Source organism: Sphingopyxis sp. JAI108 (genome assembly GCF_013410105.1).
Lineage (GTDB): Bacteria > Pseudomonadota > Alphaproteobacteria > Sphingomonadales > Sphingomonadaceae > Sphingopyxis > Sphingopyxis chilensis.
Window position 1 is genome coordinate 143,992 of sequence record NZ_JACCCJ010000005.1, and the last position, 14,545, is coordinate 158,536.

Below are 14,545 nucleotides of genomic sequence, written 5' to 3' on the forward strand. Positions count from 1 at the left end.
AAAACCCGTTGCGCAATGCCATAGTTTTCGGCCCGAAAGGAGCGGACGATGGCGCAAAATTACCGGCACACGCTTTTCAACGACGCGGTGAAGGCGCTGCAGGAGCGCCATGGCTCGCGCGCCGCCTATGTGAAGATGGACGCGGGCGCCGACGGCACCCCCGACGCGCTGACCGCCAAGGAGCTGGGTTATATCGCGCTTCGCGACAGCTTCTACATGGCGAGCGTCACCGCCGACGGCTGGCCCTATATGCAGCATCGCGGCGGCCCCGCGGGCTTCCTCCGCCATATCGCGGGCAATCGCATCGGTTTCGCCGATTATCGCGGCAACAAACAATATATCAGCACCGCGAACCTGACGGGCAACGACCGCGTCTCGCTCTTCCTGATGGACTATCCGAACCGCGACCGGCTGAAGCTCGTCGGACATGCGACAATCATCGAACTCGCCGATGACCCGGCCGCGGTCACGGCGTTGATGCCCGAGGGGTATCGCGCGACCCCCGAACGCGCCTTCTTCATCGATGTGATCGGGTGGGAATGGAATTGCTCGCAGCATATCACCCCGCGCTTCACCGAGGCGGAAATTTCCGCCGCGGTCCGTCCGATGGCGGCCGAACTCAACCAGCTGCGCGCCGAGATCGCCGCCCTGCGCGCGGCCGAAAAAGGAGACTGACGATGATCCGCCTTTATGCATCTGAAATGTCGGGCAACGCCCACAAGGTGCGGATGGCGCTCGCCATCCTCGGGCTCGGCTGGGACGAGCGGGCGACCGACGCCGCCGCGCGCAAGACCGACGCCTTCCTTGCGCTCAACCCGATGGCGCAGATCCCCGTTTATGTCGAAGGCGACTTCATATTGCGCGACAGCCAGGCGATCCTTGCCTATCTCGCCGCGCGGCACCGGCCCGGCGACTGGGATGGGCGTACGCCCGAAGAGCGCGGCGCGATCATGATCTGGCTGTCGCATGCGGCAAACGAGATTTTCAATGGCCCCGCGCTGCTCCGCGCCGAACAGCTGTTCGGCTGGTCGGTCGACCGCGAGCGCGCGACAGCGGTCGCCGACCGCATCCTGCCGGTGGTCGAGGCCCATCTGGAAGGCCGCGACTGGCTCGTCGGCGACCGGCTGACCGTCGCCGACCTTGCGGCGAGCCCCTATCTCGCATTAGCGCCCGACGGCGGGATCGACCTTGGACAGTGGCCGGCGATCCGCGACTGGACGCGCCGGATCGCCGCGCTGCCCGATTTTCCCGCCATGCCCGGGTGGCCGGCCGAAGGAGGTGCATGATGCCATACGTCAACATCCGTATCACCCGCGAAGGCGCGACCCCTGAGCAAAAGGCGGAGCTGATCGCCGGCGTCACCGAATTGCTCCGGGGCGTGCTCGGCAAGAACCCTGCGACTACCGTCGTCACCATCGACGAGGTCGATTTCGAAAATTGGGGAATCGGCGGTCTGCCCGTTCTCGACTATCGCGCGACGCAGGCATCTAAGGAGCAAAATCCATGACCGCGAACAACGCCGCCCCCGCCTTCGCCACGATCATGTTCCTGACAGGCGTCGGCATCCCGATCCTCGCCGCGCTGAACGGCGGGCTCGGCGCGCGGCTCGGCAGCCCGATGGCGGCGTCGATGATCCTCTTTGGCCTCGCCTTCCTGATCGCGGCGACGGGCGCCTTGCTGACCGGCTCGGTCGGGCAGATGCGCTTCACGCCCGACATTCCCGCCCATTTCTATTTCGGCGGGCTGTTCGTCGCATTCTATGTGATCGCGGTGACCTTCATCGCGCCCAAATTCGGCGTCGGCAACGCGATCTTCTTCGTGCTCGTCGGCCAGCTGATCAGCGCCGCGACGATCGACCATTTCGGCCTGTTCGGCGCGTTGCGCTCGGCGATCGACCTGAAACGCGTCGCCGGGATCGCGCTGATGATCGCTGGCGTCTGGCTCGCGCGGCGAACGGGCTGAAGCCTGTCTTGGCCCACTTGGGACCTGTCCGTCATCGTCGCCGGGATAACGAAAGGGGATAATAGGTCCTGAACCCTAGACCGCCGTGCTCTGCCGCTTGATCAGTCTCGCGGGCAGCATCGTGCGGTCGGCGCCGGCGCCGTCGATGCGGCGGAGCAGCGCGTCGACGAGCAGTTCGCCGGCACCCTTCATGTCCTGCATCACCGTCGTCAGCGTCGGCGAGGTCAGGCTGGCGGCGGGGATGTCGTCGAAGCCGATGATCGCGACGTCGTGCGGCATGCGCAGCCCGGCTTCGGCGAGCGCGCGCATCGCCCCGATCGCGATCAGGTCGCTGGCGGCGAAGATCGCGTCGAAAGCCCGCCCGCTGGCAAGTAGTGACCGGGCGGCGGCATAGCCCGACGCTTCCGACGATACCGCGTCCCGTTGCAACGCGGTGTCGGGGGCGATCCCGGCGGCGTGCATCGCGCGGCAGAGGCCGGTGTAGCGATCCTGAAATTCGGGGGCATGGTCCGATGCGTCGCCAAGGAAGGCGATGTGCCGCCGCCCGATCTCGACCAGATGCGCGCCTGCCTGTTCGCCCGCGCCGACATTGTCCGACCCGACGGTCAGCCCGATGCTGTCGTCGGAAACCGAGCCCCAGCGTACGAACTTGGTGTCCATCTCGACCAGATGTTCGAGCTTGGTGCGATAGAGCTGATAATCGCCATAGCCCAAAAGGATGATGCCATCCGACCGATGACTGTCCTGATAGGCGACGTGCCAGTCGTTGTGCATTTGCTGGAAACTGATGAGGAGGTCATAGCCCTTGAGCGCGCACTGGCGGGTGATCGACCCGAGCATCGACAGGAAGAAAGGATTGATCATCGATTCGTCAGGGGTCGGATCCTCGAAAAAGAGTAGCGCCAGCGTGTGTGTGCGCTGCGAACGCAGGCTCGAGGCGTTCTTGTCGACGGTGTAATTGAGTTCGCGCGCGATGCGTTCGATATTGGCGCGCGTCGCGGCGCTGACCGACTTGCTGCCGCGCAGCGCGCGCGACACCGTGGGCTGCGAGACGCCCGCCAGATAGGCGATGTCGAAACTGGTCGGCTTGGCCGAGGGCTGGCGCCCCATGTCTCTCTCCCTGACGCCGCGCCCGTGCCGATGGCCGCCTGTCGCCGGAGACTAGCGATTGGTCCGGTCGATGCCAAGAATTTGCAGGATGCCCTGTCCCGCGGTTTTCGGCGCCAAAGGCGTTGCATTTCTGCGACAGTCCGTGCGCCTGCATATTATGCGTATACGTATACCCTATGGCGGCGCGGCGTGATTGGTTTCAATTGCGGGGCTCAAGATGGGAAAGCCCACGTATCGGAGAGGAGCCTGACGGACGCCCCGCGTCCCCCTCCCGGTGCATGGGTCAAAACCGCCCGTCCGTGCCAGGGGAGCCACAAATGACCATGCCGACCAATCTTCGCCGGGGTGCCAGCGCCATCGCGCTTGGCCTCGCCTTGTCCGTTTTCGTGTCCGGCGCCGCGATGGCGCAGGATGCGGACACCGCGCCCATCGATGAAGCGCCGACCGAGGATGCCATTGTCGTCACCGGCATCCGCGGCGCGATCAACAATTCGGTCCAGGCGAAGAAGGCGAACACCTCGATCGTGGAAGTGATTTCGGCCGAGGACATCGGCAAGCTGCCCGACCTGTCGATCGCCGAATCGCTGTCGCGCCTGCCGGGCCTTGCTACGCAGCGCCTCGATGGCCGCGCCAATGTCGTCTCGATCCGCGGCCTTGCCCCTGACTTCACCACGACCTTGCTCAACGGCCGCGAACAGGTTTCGGCGAGCAACAACCGCGGCGTCGAGCTCGACCAATATCCGTCGGAGCTGTTGAACGGCGCGGTCGTCTACAAGACCCCCGACGCGTCGCTGATCGGGCAGGCGCTCGGCGGCACAATCGACATGCGCACGGTGCGCCCGCTCGCCTATGGCCGGCGGGCGATCGCGGCGGGCGCGCGGTTCGAGGTCAACGACCTTGGCAAGCTCAACCCCGATATTTCGAACAAGGGCTATCGCGCCAACATCTCCTATATCGACCAGAATGCCGACGGCACGCTCGGCTGGGCGATCGGCTATGCACGGATGCAGTCGCCGACCGCCGAAGAGCGGTTCAACGCCTGGGGCTATCCCGCAGCCACCAACGGCACGGACACCGCCTTCCTGATCGGCGGGGCCAAACCCTATGTGAAATCAAATGAATTGAAGCGCGACGGCGTGATGGCGGTCGTCGAATGGGAGCCGAGCGACAGGCTCCACATGACGATCGACGGATATTGGTCGAAGTTCAAGGACGAGCAGCGGCTGCGCGGAATCGAATTCCCGCTGGCATGGGGCAATTCGACGCTGCAGCCCGGCTTCACCGTCGAGGACGGGCTGGTGACCGAAGGCGTCTGGACGGGCACCGAGGCGGTGATGCGCAACGACGTCGTCCACCGCGATTCAACGATCATCGCGGGTGGCTGGAATACTCAGTTCAAACCCAATGAGCGGCTGACGCTCGAACTCGACCTTGGCTATTCACGGCTCAAGAAGACCGAAGAGAATCTCGAAATCTACCTCGGCACCGGCCGCGGCGCGGGCGTCGGCGCGCGCGAAACGGCGCTGGGTTTCCAGTTGCGGCCGAACGGCGGGATCATGTTCAACCCGTCGCTCGACTATGCCGATCCCAATCTTTTCGTGATCACCGATCCGCAGGGCTGGAACAGCTGCGGCGGCGCGGTCGCCAACTGCCAGGATGGCTTCGTCAACACGCCGAAGATCAAGGACGAGCTGAAATCGTTGCGGTTGCAGGCAACCCAGGAACTGGACGGCGTGATCAGCAGCCTGCGCGTCGGCGCCAATTATTCGGACCGCGAAAAGAGCCTCGACGATCGCGGCTTCGTGCTGACGAGCGAAAATTATCCGGCCAACACGGCGGTGCCCGCTGACTATCTTTACGACCCGGTGTCGCTCGATTTCATTGGCATCCCCGGCATGGTCGCGTTCGACAGCTGGCGTTTCTATAACGACGGCAATTATACGCTGACGGATGGCGCGGGCTTCGATCCGGCGCGCGTCTTCAACGACTATACGATCCGCGAAAAGGTGTTGACCGGCTTCGTCCAGGCGAATTTCGACGCCGATGCGGGCAGCACACCGATCCGCGGCAATGTCGGCGTCCAGATCGTCCATTCGGACCAGACGGGGGCAAGCTTTTACGCCCAGGTCGTCGGCGGCGTAACCCAGTCGACGCCGATCACCGACGGCGACACCTATACCGACATCCTGCCGAGCATGAACCTGTCGGTCGAATTCGCCGACAACACCTTCCTGCGCTTCGGCGCGGCGCGGATGCTGGCGCGCGCGCGCATGGACCAGCTGAAGCCCGGCGGCGGCGTTAATTTCGACACGTCGAGGCGCAACAACACCGACGTCAATGCGTCGCCCTGGTCGCTCGACCTCGGCAATGCGAAGCTGCGTCCGCTGATGGCCGACACGGTCGATGTCGGGCTCGAAAAATATTTCGGCCAGGGCGGCTATGTCTCGCTCGGCGGCTTCTACAAATATCTCGAAAATTACATCTATCGCCAGGTCAATCCGTTCGACTTCTCGGACTTCGAGGTTCCCGACGGCGGCACGGTGGGCACGCGCGCCGGGCTTAGCCGCCAGTGGCTGAACGGCAATGCGGGCCGCGTCTATGGCGCCGAGGCGTCCTTCTCGCTGCCCTTCGCAAACCTGACACAATCGCTCGACGGCTTCGGGGTGCTCGGCAGCGCCTCCTACACCAAGAGCCGCGTGCGCGAGGGCGGCGATACGACGATTTCGATGCCGGGCCTGTCGAAATGGGTCGTGAACGGAACCGCCTATTTCGAAAAGGCCGGGTTCCAGGTGCGCGCCTCGGGCCGCTATCGCTCGAAGTTCCTCGCAGAGGTTTCGACGATCAGCCTCGCGCGCGACATGTTCATGGCGAAGAGCGAGTTCGTCGTCGACGCGCAGGTCGGCTATACCTTCCAGAGCGGTACGCTCGAAGGGCTGGGCATCCTGCTTCAGGCATCGAACCTGACGAACGAGCCGTTCGTGACCTATTACAACAATGATCCGCGCCAGATCCGCGACTATCAGAATTACGGTCGCAACTTCATGGCCGGTATCACCTACAAGTTCTGACGGGCGCGCGGGCCGTCCGGCAAGGCCGGCCCGCTTCCGGACGCGAGGGAAGGAACAGGGTGGGCGAAAGTCGCATCACGAAGGTGGTGATCGTCGGGGGCGGAACGGCGGGCTGGATGGCCGCTGCGGCGCTGTCGCGCACGATGGACTATCTGTCGATCCGACTGATCGAGAGCGACGCGATCGGCACCGTCGGAGTCGGCGAGGCGACGATCCCCGCCATCCGGCTGTTCAACGCGCTGATCGGCATCGACGAGAATGAATTCATCCGCGAAACGGGCGCGACGTTCAAGCTGGGTATCCAGTTCCACGACTGGGGCCGGATCGGCGACGTCTATATGCACGCCTTCGGGCAGATCGGGCGCAGCCTCGGCATGCTGCCGTTCCAGCAATATTGGCTGCGGGGCCGGCAAGAGGGTGTCGCGGGACGGCTTGGCGATTATTCGCTGAACGAAACCGCGGGGCGCCAGAACCGCTTCGCGCGGCTGCAGCGCATTCCCGACACCAGCCTCGACGGCATCGCCTATGCCTTTCATTTCGATGCCGCGCTTTATGCCGCCTATCTGCGCAAGATGGCGGAACAGGCAGGCGTCGTACGGACCGAGGGGAAGATCGACAGCGTCAAGCGCCACGGTGAAAGCGGTCATGTCGAAGCCGTCGTCCTCGAAAGTGGCGAACAAGTCGCCGGCGAACTTTTTATCGACTGCTCGGGTTTTCGCGCGCTGCTGATCGAGGAGGCGTTCGAAACCGGCTTTGAGGACTGGACGCACTGGCTTCCCTGCGATCGCGCTATCGCGGTGCCGAGCGAAAACGCCGGCCCGCCGCGCCCCTATACACAGGCGATCGCACATCGGGCCGGCTGGCAATGGCGCATTCCGCTCCAGCACCGGACGGGGAACGGTCATGTCTTTTGCAGCGATTTCATCAGTGAGGATGAGGCGGCCACGGTCCTGCTCGCCAACATCGAGGGCCGCCCGCTCGCCGATCCGCGGACGCTGCGTTTCCGGACGGGTATGCGCAAGAAAGCGTGGAACGGCAATGTCGTCGCATTGGGCCTCGCTTCGGGTTTCCTCGAACCGCTCGAATCGACCAGCATCCACCTGATCCAGAACGGCATCGCCAAACTGCTCGCGCACTTCCCCGATCGCGATTTCGATGCCGCCAATATCGAGGCCTATAACCGCCGGGTGCGCTTCGATTACGAACGCGTCCGCGACTTCGTCATCCTCCACTATCACGCCAACCAGCGCACGGACTCGCCCTTCTGGGTTCGTTGCCGCGAGATGGGCATTCCCGATACGCTGGCGGGCAAGATCGAGCTGTTTCGAAGCCAGGGCCAGATCGTTCGCGAAGCCGACGAATTATTCATCGAGATCGGCTGGTTCCAGGTGCTGACGGGCCAGAATATCCTGCCCGGCGGTTATCATCCGATGGCCGATCAGCTCACTCGCGACGAATTGGCTGGCTTTTTCGCCGACATCGAAACGATCGTCGCGCGCACCGCGTCACGTCTGCCCGCCCACGAGGATTTCATCGCGCAGCATTGCGCGGCAGGAGTGATGGCATGAGCCTGATCGCATCGGTAATCGCGCTGAGCCTCGCGGGTACCGCGCCCGCCGCCGCCGTGGAGGATTACCGCCAGCGGCCGGCGACGGACGAGGTCATCTATTTCGTGCTTCCCGACCGTTTCGAGAATGGCGATCCGCAGAACGATCGCGGGGGGCTGGAGGGCGACCGGCTCGCCACGGGCTATGACCCGAGCGCCAAGGGCTTTTTCCACGGCGGCGACCTTGCGGGGCTGACGAAGCGGCTCGACTATATCGAGGGGCTGGGCGCGACGGCGATCTGGTTCGCGCCGATCTTCAAGAACAAGCCGGTGCAGGGGCCCAAGGGCGAGGAGAGCGCGGGCTATCACGGCTATTGGGTGACCGACTTCACGTCTGTAGATCCGCATTTCGGGACCAATGAAGAGTTCAAGGCGTTCGTCGATGCCGCGCATGCGCGGGGGATGAAAGTCTATATGGACATCATCGCCAACCACACTGCCGACGTCATCCGCTACAAGGAGGATGCGGCGCGGGGCTTCCGCTACCGCAGCCTTGCCGATTATCCTTTCTCGCGGCGCGGGGGACCGGAAGGTCCCGCGATCAATCCCGGCTTTGCGGGCGATCATGTCGCGACGGCAGAGAATTGGAAAAAGCTGACCGATCCGGCTTTCGCCTATACGCCCGTCGTGCCGAAGGGCGAGGAGAGGGTGAAGGTCCCGGCGTGGCTCAACGACCCCGTCTATTATCACAATCGCGGCAACAGCGATTGGGTCGGCGAGTCGGCGCTGTACGGGGATTTTTCGGGGCTCGACGACCTCGCAACCGAAGACCCGCGCGTCGTCCAGGGCTTTATCGACATCTATGGCCGCTGGATCGACGATTTCGGTATCGACGGGTTCCGCATCGACACCGCGAAGCATGTGAACCCCGAATTCTGGCAGGCGTTCGTCCCCGCGATGCAGGCGCGGGCAAAGGCGCGCGGCATCCCCAATTTCCACATCTTCGGCGAGGTCTATGTCGATGCGGTCGATCTGGGCGCGCTTGCCTGGTACACGCACGCGGCGGACCTCCCCGCGGTCCTCGATTTCGGTTTCGCGCGTGCGGCGATCGACGCGGTCAGCGGTACGAAAGGCACCGATCAGTTCGCGAAGCTGTTTGACGGCGACCTGCTCTATAAGGGTGGGGCAGGTGCGGCGCTCGAATTGCCCACCTTCCTCGGCAATCACGATATGGGCCGCTTTTCGATGTTCGTGAAGGCGGCGAACCCCGGGGCGAGCGAGGCCGAACTGCTCCAGCGCGTGATGCTCGGCCATGCGATGCTGTTGACGCTGCGCGGGGTGCCGACGATCTATTATGGCGACGAACAGGGGTTCGTCTCGGACGACAAGGACCAACTCGCGCGCGAGGATATGTTCGCGTCGACGGTCGCCGCCTATAACGACAATGACCTGATCGGCAGCAATGCCACGACTGCGGCGGCGAATTTCGACCCCGCGCATCCGCTCTATCGACATATCGCGGCATTATCGCAGTTACGCCGCAAGACCCCGGCATTGTCGCGCGGCACGACCAAGGTGCGTGCCTTCGCCGAAAAGCCCGGCCTGTTGGCGGTATCGCGTTTCGACCCCGAAACCGGGCGCGAGGTGCTGCTGGCGTTCAATACGTCCGCGGCGCCGCTCGCGGCAAACATTGCCATCAATGTGAAAAGCACGGCCTTTACCGCGCTCCACGGCGATTGCCCGGTAACGCCCGCCGCGCCCGGCAGCCTCCACCTTTCCCTCCCCGCCCTCGGTACGATCATCTGCCAGGCCAGCGAATAAGCGAAAAAACGCGTGACGACCAACCAGCCCCTCGTTCAGGATCAAAGCCTTTCCGTCGCCCCCGAGACGCCGTGGTGGAAGGGGGCGGTGATCTATCAGGTCTATCCTCGCAGCTTCGCCGATTCGAACGGCGACGGCGTCGGCGACCTTGCCGGAATCACCGCGCGGCTCGACTATATCGCCAGCCTTGGTGTCGACGCGATCTGGCTGTCGCCGTTCTACCCCTCGCCGATGGACGATTTCGGATACGACATCGCCGATTATTGCGATGTCGATCCGATCTTCGGCTCGCTCGCCGATTTCGATGCGCTCGTCGCGCGCGCGCACGCGCTGGGGCTGAAGGTCACGACCGACCTCGTCTTCGCGCACACCTCCGACCGTCACACCTGGTTCGCCGAGAGCCGCGCGAACAAGGACAATGACAAGGCCGACTGGTATGTCTGGGCCGATGCAAAGGTCGACGGATCGCCGCCGACCAACTGGCAGTCGGTGTTCGGCGGCCCGGCGTGGACGTGGGACGCGCGCCGCGGCCAATATTATATGCACAATTTCCTGGGGTCGCAGCCGCAGCTCAACGTCCATAATCGCGCGGTGCAGGAGGCGCTGCTCGGCGTCGTGCGCTTCTGGCTCGATCGCGGGGTCGACGGCTTTCGCATCGATGCGATCAATTTTTCGATGCACGACCCCGAACTTCGTGACAATCCGCCCGCGCCGCCGTCGAACAAGGCCCGCACCCGGCCGTTCGATTTCCAGCAGAAAATCTATAACCAGTCGCACCCCGACATCCCGCTGTTCCTCGAACGCATCCGCGCGCTGACCGATGAATATCCGGGCCGCTTCACGGTGGCCGAGGTCGGCGGCGACGATGCGGTGCGCGAGATGAAATTGTTCACCGCGGGTGAAGGACGGCTGAGCAGCGCCTATGGCTTCGACTTCCTCTATGCCGACAAGCTGACGCCGCAACTGGTGCGCGAGGCGGCCGAACAATGGCCCGACGCGCCGGGTACAGGCTGGCCAAGCTGGGCGTTCGAGAATCACGACGCACCGCGCGCGGTATCGCGATGGACCCCTGAAGGCGTCGAGCCCGCCGCCTTTGCTCGAATGAAGATGGCGCTGCTCTGCGCGCTGCGCGGCAATATCATCATCTACAATGGCGAGGAGCTGGGGCTCGACCAGGTCGAAATCCCGTTCGAGCTGGTCAAGGATCCCGAGGCACTAAAGAATTGGCCGCTGACCCTTTCGCGCGACGGCGCGCGGACGCCGCTCCCCTGGGCGTCGGGCGAAAGCCATGCGGGATTTTCGAGCGTCGACCCGTGGCTGCCGCTCGGCGCCACGCATGGCGACCTCGCAGTCGATCGGCAGCAGGACGACCCCGCATCCTTGCTCAACCTCACCCGCCGTCTGATTGCCTTGCGCGCGGCGCACCCGGCGCTACGACTGGGCGCCAACGCGCACTGGATTGCCGACGGCGACCTGCTCGGGTTCGATCGCGTCGCGGGCGGCGAGCATGTCCGCTGCCTCTTCAATCTCGGCGGCGGGGCGATCGATATCGCCGGGCGCTGTGCCGGCGCGGAGCCGATTATCCTGTTGAACGGCGCCGACCCGGCGCATTTGCCGCCGTGCGGCGCCCTCTGGCTGAAACTCGAAGGAAAAAATTGATGCGTAGCCTGTTTGTCGCCCTCCCGCTGCTCGCCGCCGCGGCAGTTCCCGCCGCGGCGCAGGATGCGCGGCCGCAGCAGACCGCTACGTCGCCCAACGGCGATATCGTGCTGACCGTGACCACCGACAACGATCAGCGCCCGACCTGGTCGCTGTCGCGCAAGGGCAAGCTGCTGCTCGCGCCCTCGAAACTCGGCTTTCTGCTTACCGACGGCATCGCGCTCCAGCGCGGCTTCGCGATCGAGAGCGCCGAGCGCGCGAGTGGCGATACGCGCTGGGAACAGCCGTGGGGCGAACGCCGTTTCGTGCGCGACCGCCACAACGAGCTGCTCGTCCGCTTCCGCCAGAATGAAAGCTGGGGGGGACATGCGATGAATGTCCGCTTCCGCCTGTTCGACGACGGAGTCGGTTTCCGCTATGAATTGCCCGAGCAGGCGGGGCTGGCGACCGCGAAGATCGCCGACGAGATCACCGAATTCGACATCGCGCCCGAGGGCACGGCCTGGTGGATCGCCGGCGGCGAGTGGAACCGTTACGAGCAGATTTACCAGCACACGCCGATCGACGCGGTCGCGACCGCGCATACGCCGATCACGATGCGCCTCGACGACGGCACGCACCTGTCGTTCCATGAAGCCGCGCTCGTCGATTATGCCGGCATGTGGTTCAGGCGTGTCGAGGGACGGAAATTCCGTGCGACCCTGTCGCCGTCGTCGCAAGGGCCGCGCGTCATCCGCGACCTGCCGTTCGCAACCCCGTGGCGGACGATCCGCATCGCCGACGATGCGGCGGGACTGGTCGAAAACGACTTGGAGCTCAACCTCAACGAGCCGAACAAGCTGGGCGACACGAGCTGGTTCAAGCCGATGAAATATATCGGCATCTGGTGGGGGATGATCCGGGGGCCGTGGAGCTGGGCCGAAGGCCCGCAGCATGGCGCGACCACCGAACGGACCAAGCAATATATCGATTTCGCAGCGAAGCATGGTTTCGGCGGCGTGCTGGTCGAGGGCTGGAACAAGGGCTGGAACGGCAACTGGTTCGGCCATGGCGACGAATATAGTTTTACCGAGGCGACCCCTGACTTCGACCTGAAGGCGGTCACCGATTACGGACGGAAAAAGGGCGTCCAGCTGATCGGACACCACGAAACGGGCGGCAATATCGCGGTATATGAGGCGCAGCTCGACGATGCGATGAAGCTTTACGGCCGGCTCGGCGTGGGGACGGTCAAGACCGGCTATGTCGCCGACGCGGGCGGGATTATCGTGCCGGGCGACACGCCGGGGACGAAGCGTATGGAATGGCACGATGGCCAGCGGCAGGTGCAACACCATCTGAAGGTCGTCGAGACCGCCGCCAAATATCATGTCGCGGTCAATCCGCACGAACCGGTGAAGGACACGGGCCTTCGCCGCACCTATCCCAACTGGGTCGCACGCGAAGGCGCCCGGGGCATGGAATATAATGCCTGGGGTGCCTTCGCCAACGGCCCCGACCATGAACCGACGCTCGTCTACACGCGGATGCTGTCGGGTCCGATGGACTATACCCCCGGCGTGCTCAGCCTGAAGGGCGCGCAGGACGTGCCGCTCGCCTCGACGCTCGCCAAACAGCTTGGCCTCTACCTCGCGCTTTATTCGCCGATCCAGATGGCGGCGGACTTCATCGAAAATCTCGAAGCGCATCCGCGCGAGCTCGAATTCATCAAGGCGGTCCCGGCCGACTGGGCTGAAAGCAAGCTGGTCGCGGGCGAGGTCGGCGACTATGCGATCTTCGCGCGCAAGGACCGCGCCAGCGCCGACTGGTATGTCGGCGGGGTCAATGATGCGACCGAACGCACGCTGACGCTGACATTCGATTTCCTCAACCCGGGCAAGACCTATACCGCGACGATCTGGAAGGACGGCGAGGGCGCCACTTATCTGACCGAAGCGCGGCACCGCATCGCCTACGAAACGATCAGGGTGAAGAAGGGCGATAGCTATAAATTGTGGCTGGCGCCGGGCGGCGGCGCGGCGATGCGCGTCGCACCGGGGAAATAGCCCTAGCGCCGGGGCGGCGAGCGGTAGATGGACTGGTCAAGCTCGCCTTCCCACCGCGCGACGGTGGTGGCCACGACCAGATTGGCGCTGGCGCTCGGAACCGTGCGGGTCATGTCGAGCAACCGGTCGAACGGAAGCACGAAACCAACGATCAGCGCGGTCTGCTCGGCGGGGACGCCGACCGCCGAAAGCACCGCGGCGAGCATGAAGAGCGACGCCGACGGAACCGGCGCGGTGCCGAACGCCGCGAGCGCGCCGGTGAGCAATATGATCGCTAGAGTTCCGGCATCGATCGGCACGCCGAAAGCCTGCAGGCTGAATATGCTGAGCAGGCCGACATACATGGCCGTGCCGTCCTTGCCGATGCTGGCGCCGAGCGGCAGCACGGTCGAATAGACGCTGGACGATATGCCGAGGTTCCTGCCCGCGACGGTCATCGCGACGGGCAAGGTCGCCGAGGAAGAGGCGGTCGAGAAAGCGACGACGAGCGCATCGACGATGCCGCGGAAGAAAGTGAAAACGGGCAGGCGCGCGAGCAGCCGCAGGATCAGGCTGTGGACGATGACGATCTGGATCGCCGACCCCAGGACGACGGCGAGCGCGAGCCAGCCGATGTTGACGAAGACCGCGGCGCCGTTGGCGGCGACGGCATTGGCGATCAGCGCGAACACGCCGATCGGGGTCGCCTCCATCACCAGCCCGACGATCTTCAACAGCACCGCCGACAGCGACTGCAACAGACCGGCGAAGGGTTTTCCGGCCTCGCCCGCGAGCACGGTGCCCACGCCGACGAGGATCGCGACGAAGATCAGCGCCAGCATGTCGCCTTTCGCCAGCGCCTCGACGATGTTGAGCGGGATGATGCCGACGAGCTGGTCATAGAGCGGCACCGGGTCGCCGAGCGCCTTGGGCGCCGCGGTGCCGACGGGGGCGGCGACGCCGGGCTCGACGATCATCGCGACGGCCATGCCGACCGACACCGCGATCGCCGTCGTCAGCGCGAACAGACCGACCGTCCGCCCGCCGAGCGATCCGAGGCGCTTGGGGTCGGCGAGCGAGGTGATCCCTGCGGCGATGGTCACGAGCACGATCGGCGCGACGAGCATCCGGATCGCGCGCACGAACAGATCGCCGAACACCGCGACCTTGGGCGCCGCATCCGGCCAGACCAGCGCGAGCAACAGTCCGAGCACGAGCCCGCCGAGCACGCGTTTCCAGAGCGGAATGGCGAACCAGCCGCGCATCATCGCCCGGCGGGCCGTCGTGTGGGACGGGATGGAAGACAATCCATGGCCCGCGAGCCTAGTCGGAGGTGCGGCCCGGACCGCATAGCG

Annotated in this window: 11 protein-coding genes; 9 read left to right on the plus strand and 2 right to left on the minus strand. The window is 64.7% G+C overall.

Annotated features, from left to right (window positions below; genetic code table 11):
• Nucleotides 1-48: 48 nt before the first annotated feature.
• From HDC29_RS18345 to HDC29_RS18360, 4 genes are read left to right on the plus strand one after another with little or no spacing between them, the layout of a single operon-like run.
• A complete protein-coding gene (locus tag HDC29_RS18345; protein WP_179499730.1) occupies nucleotides 49-675 on the plus strand; it encodes a pyridoxamine 5'-phosphate oxidase family protein in 627 nt (208 codons plus the stop codon).
• A 2-nt stretch (nucleotides 676-677) separates the two neighbouring features.
• Nucleotides 678-1,286, plus strand: a complete 609-nt coding sequence (locus tag HDC29_RS18350) for a glutathione S-transferase family protein (protein ID WP_179499731.1) — start codon at nucleotides 678-680, stop codon at nucleotides 1,284-1,286.
• The gene (locus tag HDC29_RS18355) at nucleotides 1,283-1,507 is read left to right on the plus strand and encodes a 4-oxalocrotonate tautomerase family protein (RefSeq protein WP_373562836.1); all 225 of its coding nucleotides are present in this window, start codon (nucleotides 1,283-1,285) and stop codon (nucleotides 1,505-1,507) included. Before HDC29_RS18350 ends, HDC29_RS18355 begins: the two co-directional genes overlap by 4 nt.
• Nucleotides 1,504-1,962 carry a DMT family transporter gene (locus HDC29_RS18360; protein WP_179499732.1) on the plus strand — a complete coding sequence of 153 codons (459 nt, stop codon included), beginning with the start codon at nucleotides 1,504-1,506 and terminating at the stop codon, nucleotides 1,960-1,962. The genes HDC29_RS18355 and HDC29_RS18360 overlap by 4 nt, the downstream gene beginning before the upstream one ends.
• Before the next feature lie 75 nt (nucleotides 1,963-2,037).
• Here the strand turns inward: HDC29_RS18360 and HDC29_RS18365 are convergent, their stop codons facing one another.
• Complete coding sequence (locus HDC29_RS18365) at nucleotides 2,038-3,072, minus strand: LacI family DNA-binding transcriptional regulator (protein ID WP_179499733.1); 1,035 nt, start codon at nucleotides 3,070-3,072, stop codon at nucleotides 2,038-2,040.
• Between the two features lie 317 nt (nucleotides 3,073-3,389).
• Between HDC29_RS18365 and HDC29_RS18370 the strand changes: the two genes are divergently transcribed.
• Genes HDC29_RS18370 through HDC29_RS18390 form a run of 5 tightly spaced genes read left to right on the plus strand, consistent with a single transcriptional unit; the run spans nucleotide 3,390 to nucleotide 13,211 of the window.
• Nucleotides 3,390-6,140, plus strand: coding sequence for a TonB-dependent receptor (locus tag HDC29_RS18370; RefSeq protein ID WP_218844761.1), 2,751 nt, complete (start codon nucleotides 3,390-3,392; stop codon nucleotides 6,138-6,140).
• Between the two features lie 59 nt (nucleotides 6,141-6,199).
• Nucleotides 6,200-7,708: a tryptophan halogenase family protein gene (locus HDC29_RS18375; protein ID WP_179499734.1), complete on the plus strand. Its 1,509-nt coding sequence runs from the start codon at nucleotides 6,200-6,202 to the stop codon at nucleotides 7,706-7,708.
• Entirely contained in the window at nucleotides 7,705-9,507 is a 1,803-nt protein-coding gene (locus HDC29_RS18380; protein ID WP_179499735.1) for an alpha-amylase family glycosyl hydrolase, read from the plus strand. Before HDC29_RS18375 ends, HDC29_RS18380 begins: the two co-directional genes overlap by 4 nt.
• A gap of 12 nt (nucleotides 9,508-9,519) precedes the next feature.
• A complete protein-coding gene (locus tag HDC29_RS18385; RefSeq protein WP_179499736.1) occupies nucleotides 9,520-11,166 on the plus strand; it encodes an alpha-amylase family glycosyl hydrolase in 1,647 nt (548 codons plus the stop codon).
• Nucleotides 11,166-13,211, plus strand: a complete 2,046-nt coding sequence (locus HDC29_RS18390) for a glycoside hydrolase family 97 protein (RefSeq protein WP_179499737.1) — start codon at nucleotides 11,166-11,168, stop codon at nucleotides 13,209-13,211. Before HDC29_RS18385 ends, HDC29_RS18390 begins: the two co-directional genes overlap by 1 nt.
• A gap of 2 nt (nucleotides 13,212-13,213) precedes the next feature.
• Here HDC29_RS18390 and HDC29_RS18395 read toward each other — a convergent pair whose 3' ends face one another.
• Nucleotides 13,214-14,458, minus strand: a complete 1,245-nt coding sequence (locus HDC29_RS18395) for a dicarboxylate/amino acid:cation symporter (RefSeq protein WP_179499738.1) — start codon at nucleotides 14,456-14,458, stop codon at nucleotides 13,214-13,216.
• Nucleotides 14,459-14,545: the final 87 nt, after the last annotated feature.

Bases quoted from the DNA above. Each gene is read 5' to 3' on its own strand.
- HDC29_RS18345 (WP_179499730.1), top strand. From the start codon at position 49: ATGGCGCAAAATTACCGGCACACGCTTTTCAACGACGCGGTGAAGGCG.
- HDC29_RS18350 (WP_179499731.1), top strand. From the start codon at position 678: ATGATCCGCCTTTATGCATCTGAAATGTCGGGCAACGCCCACAAGGTG.
- HDC29_RS18355 (WP_373562836.1), top strand. From the start codon at position 1,283: ATGATGCCATACGTCAACATCCGTATCACCCGCGAAGGCGCGACCCCT.
- HDC29_RS18360 (WP_179499732.1), top strand. From the start codon at position 1,504: ATGACCGCGAACAACGCCGCCCCCGCCTTCGCCACGATCATGTTCCTG.
- HDC29_RS18365 (WP_179499733.1), bottom strand. From the start codon at position 3,072: ATGGGGCGCCAGCCCTCGGCCAAGCCGACCAGTTTCGACATCGCCTAT.
- HDC29_RS18370 (WP_218844761.1), top strand. From the start codon at position 3,390: ATGACCATGCCGACCAATCTTCGCCGGGGTGCCAGCGCCATCGCGCTT.
- HDC29_RS18380 (WP_179499735.1), top strand. From the start codon at position 7,705: ATGAGCCTGATCGCATCGGTAATCGCGCTGAGCCTCGCGGGTACCGCG.
- HDC29_RS18390 (WP_179499737.1), top strand. From the start codon at position 11,166: ATGCGTAGCCTGTTTGTCGCCCTCCCGCTGCTCGCCGCCGCGGCAGTT.
- HDC29_RS18395 (WP_179499738.1), bottom strand. From the start codon at position 14,458: ATGATGCGCGGCTGGTTCGCCATTCCGCTCTGGAAACGCGTGCTCGGC.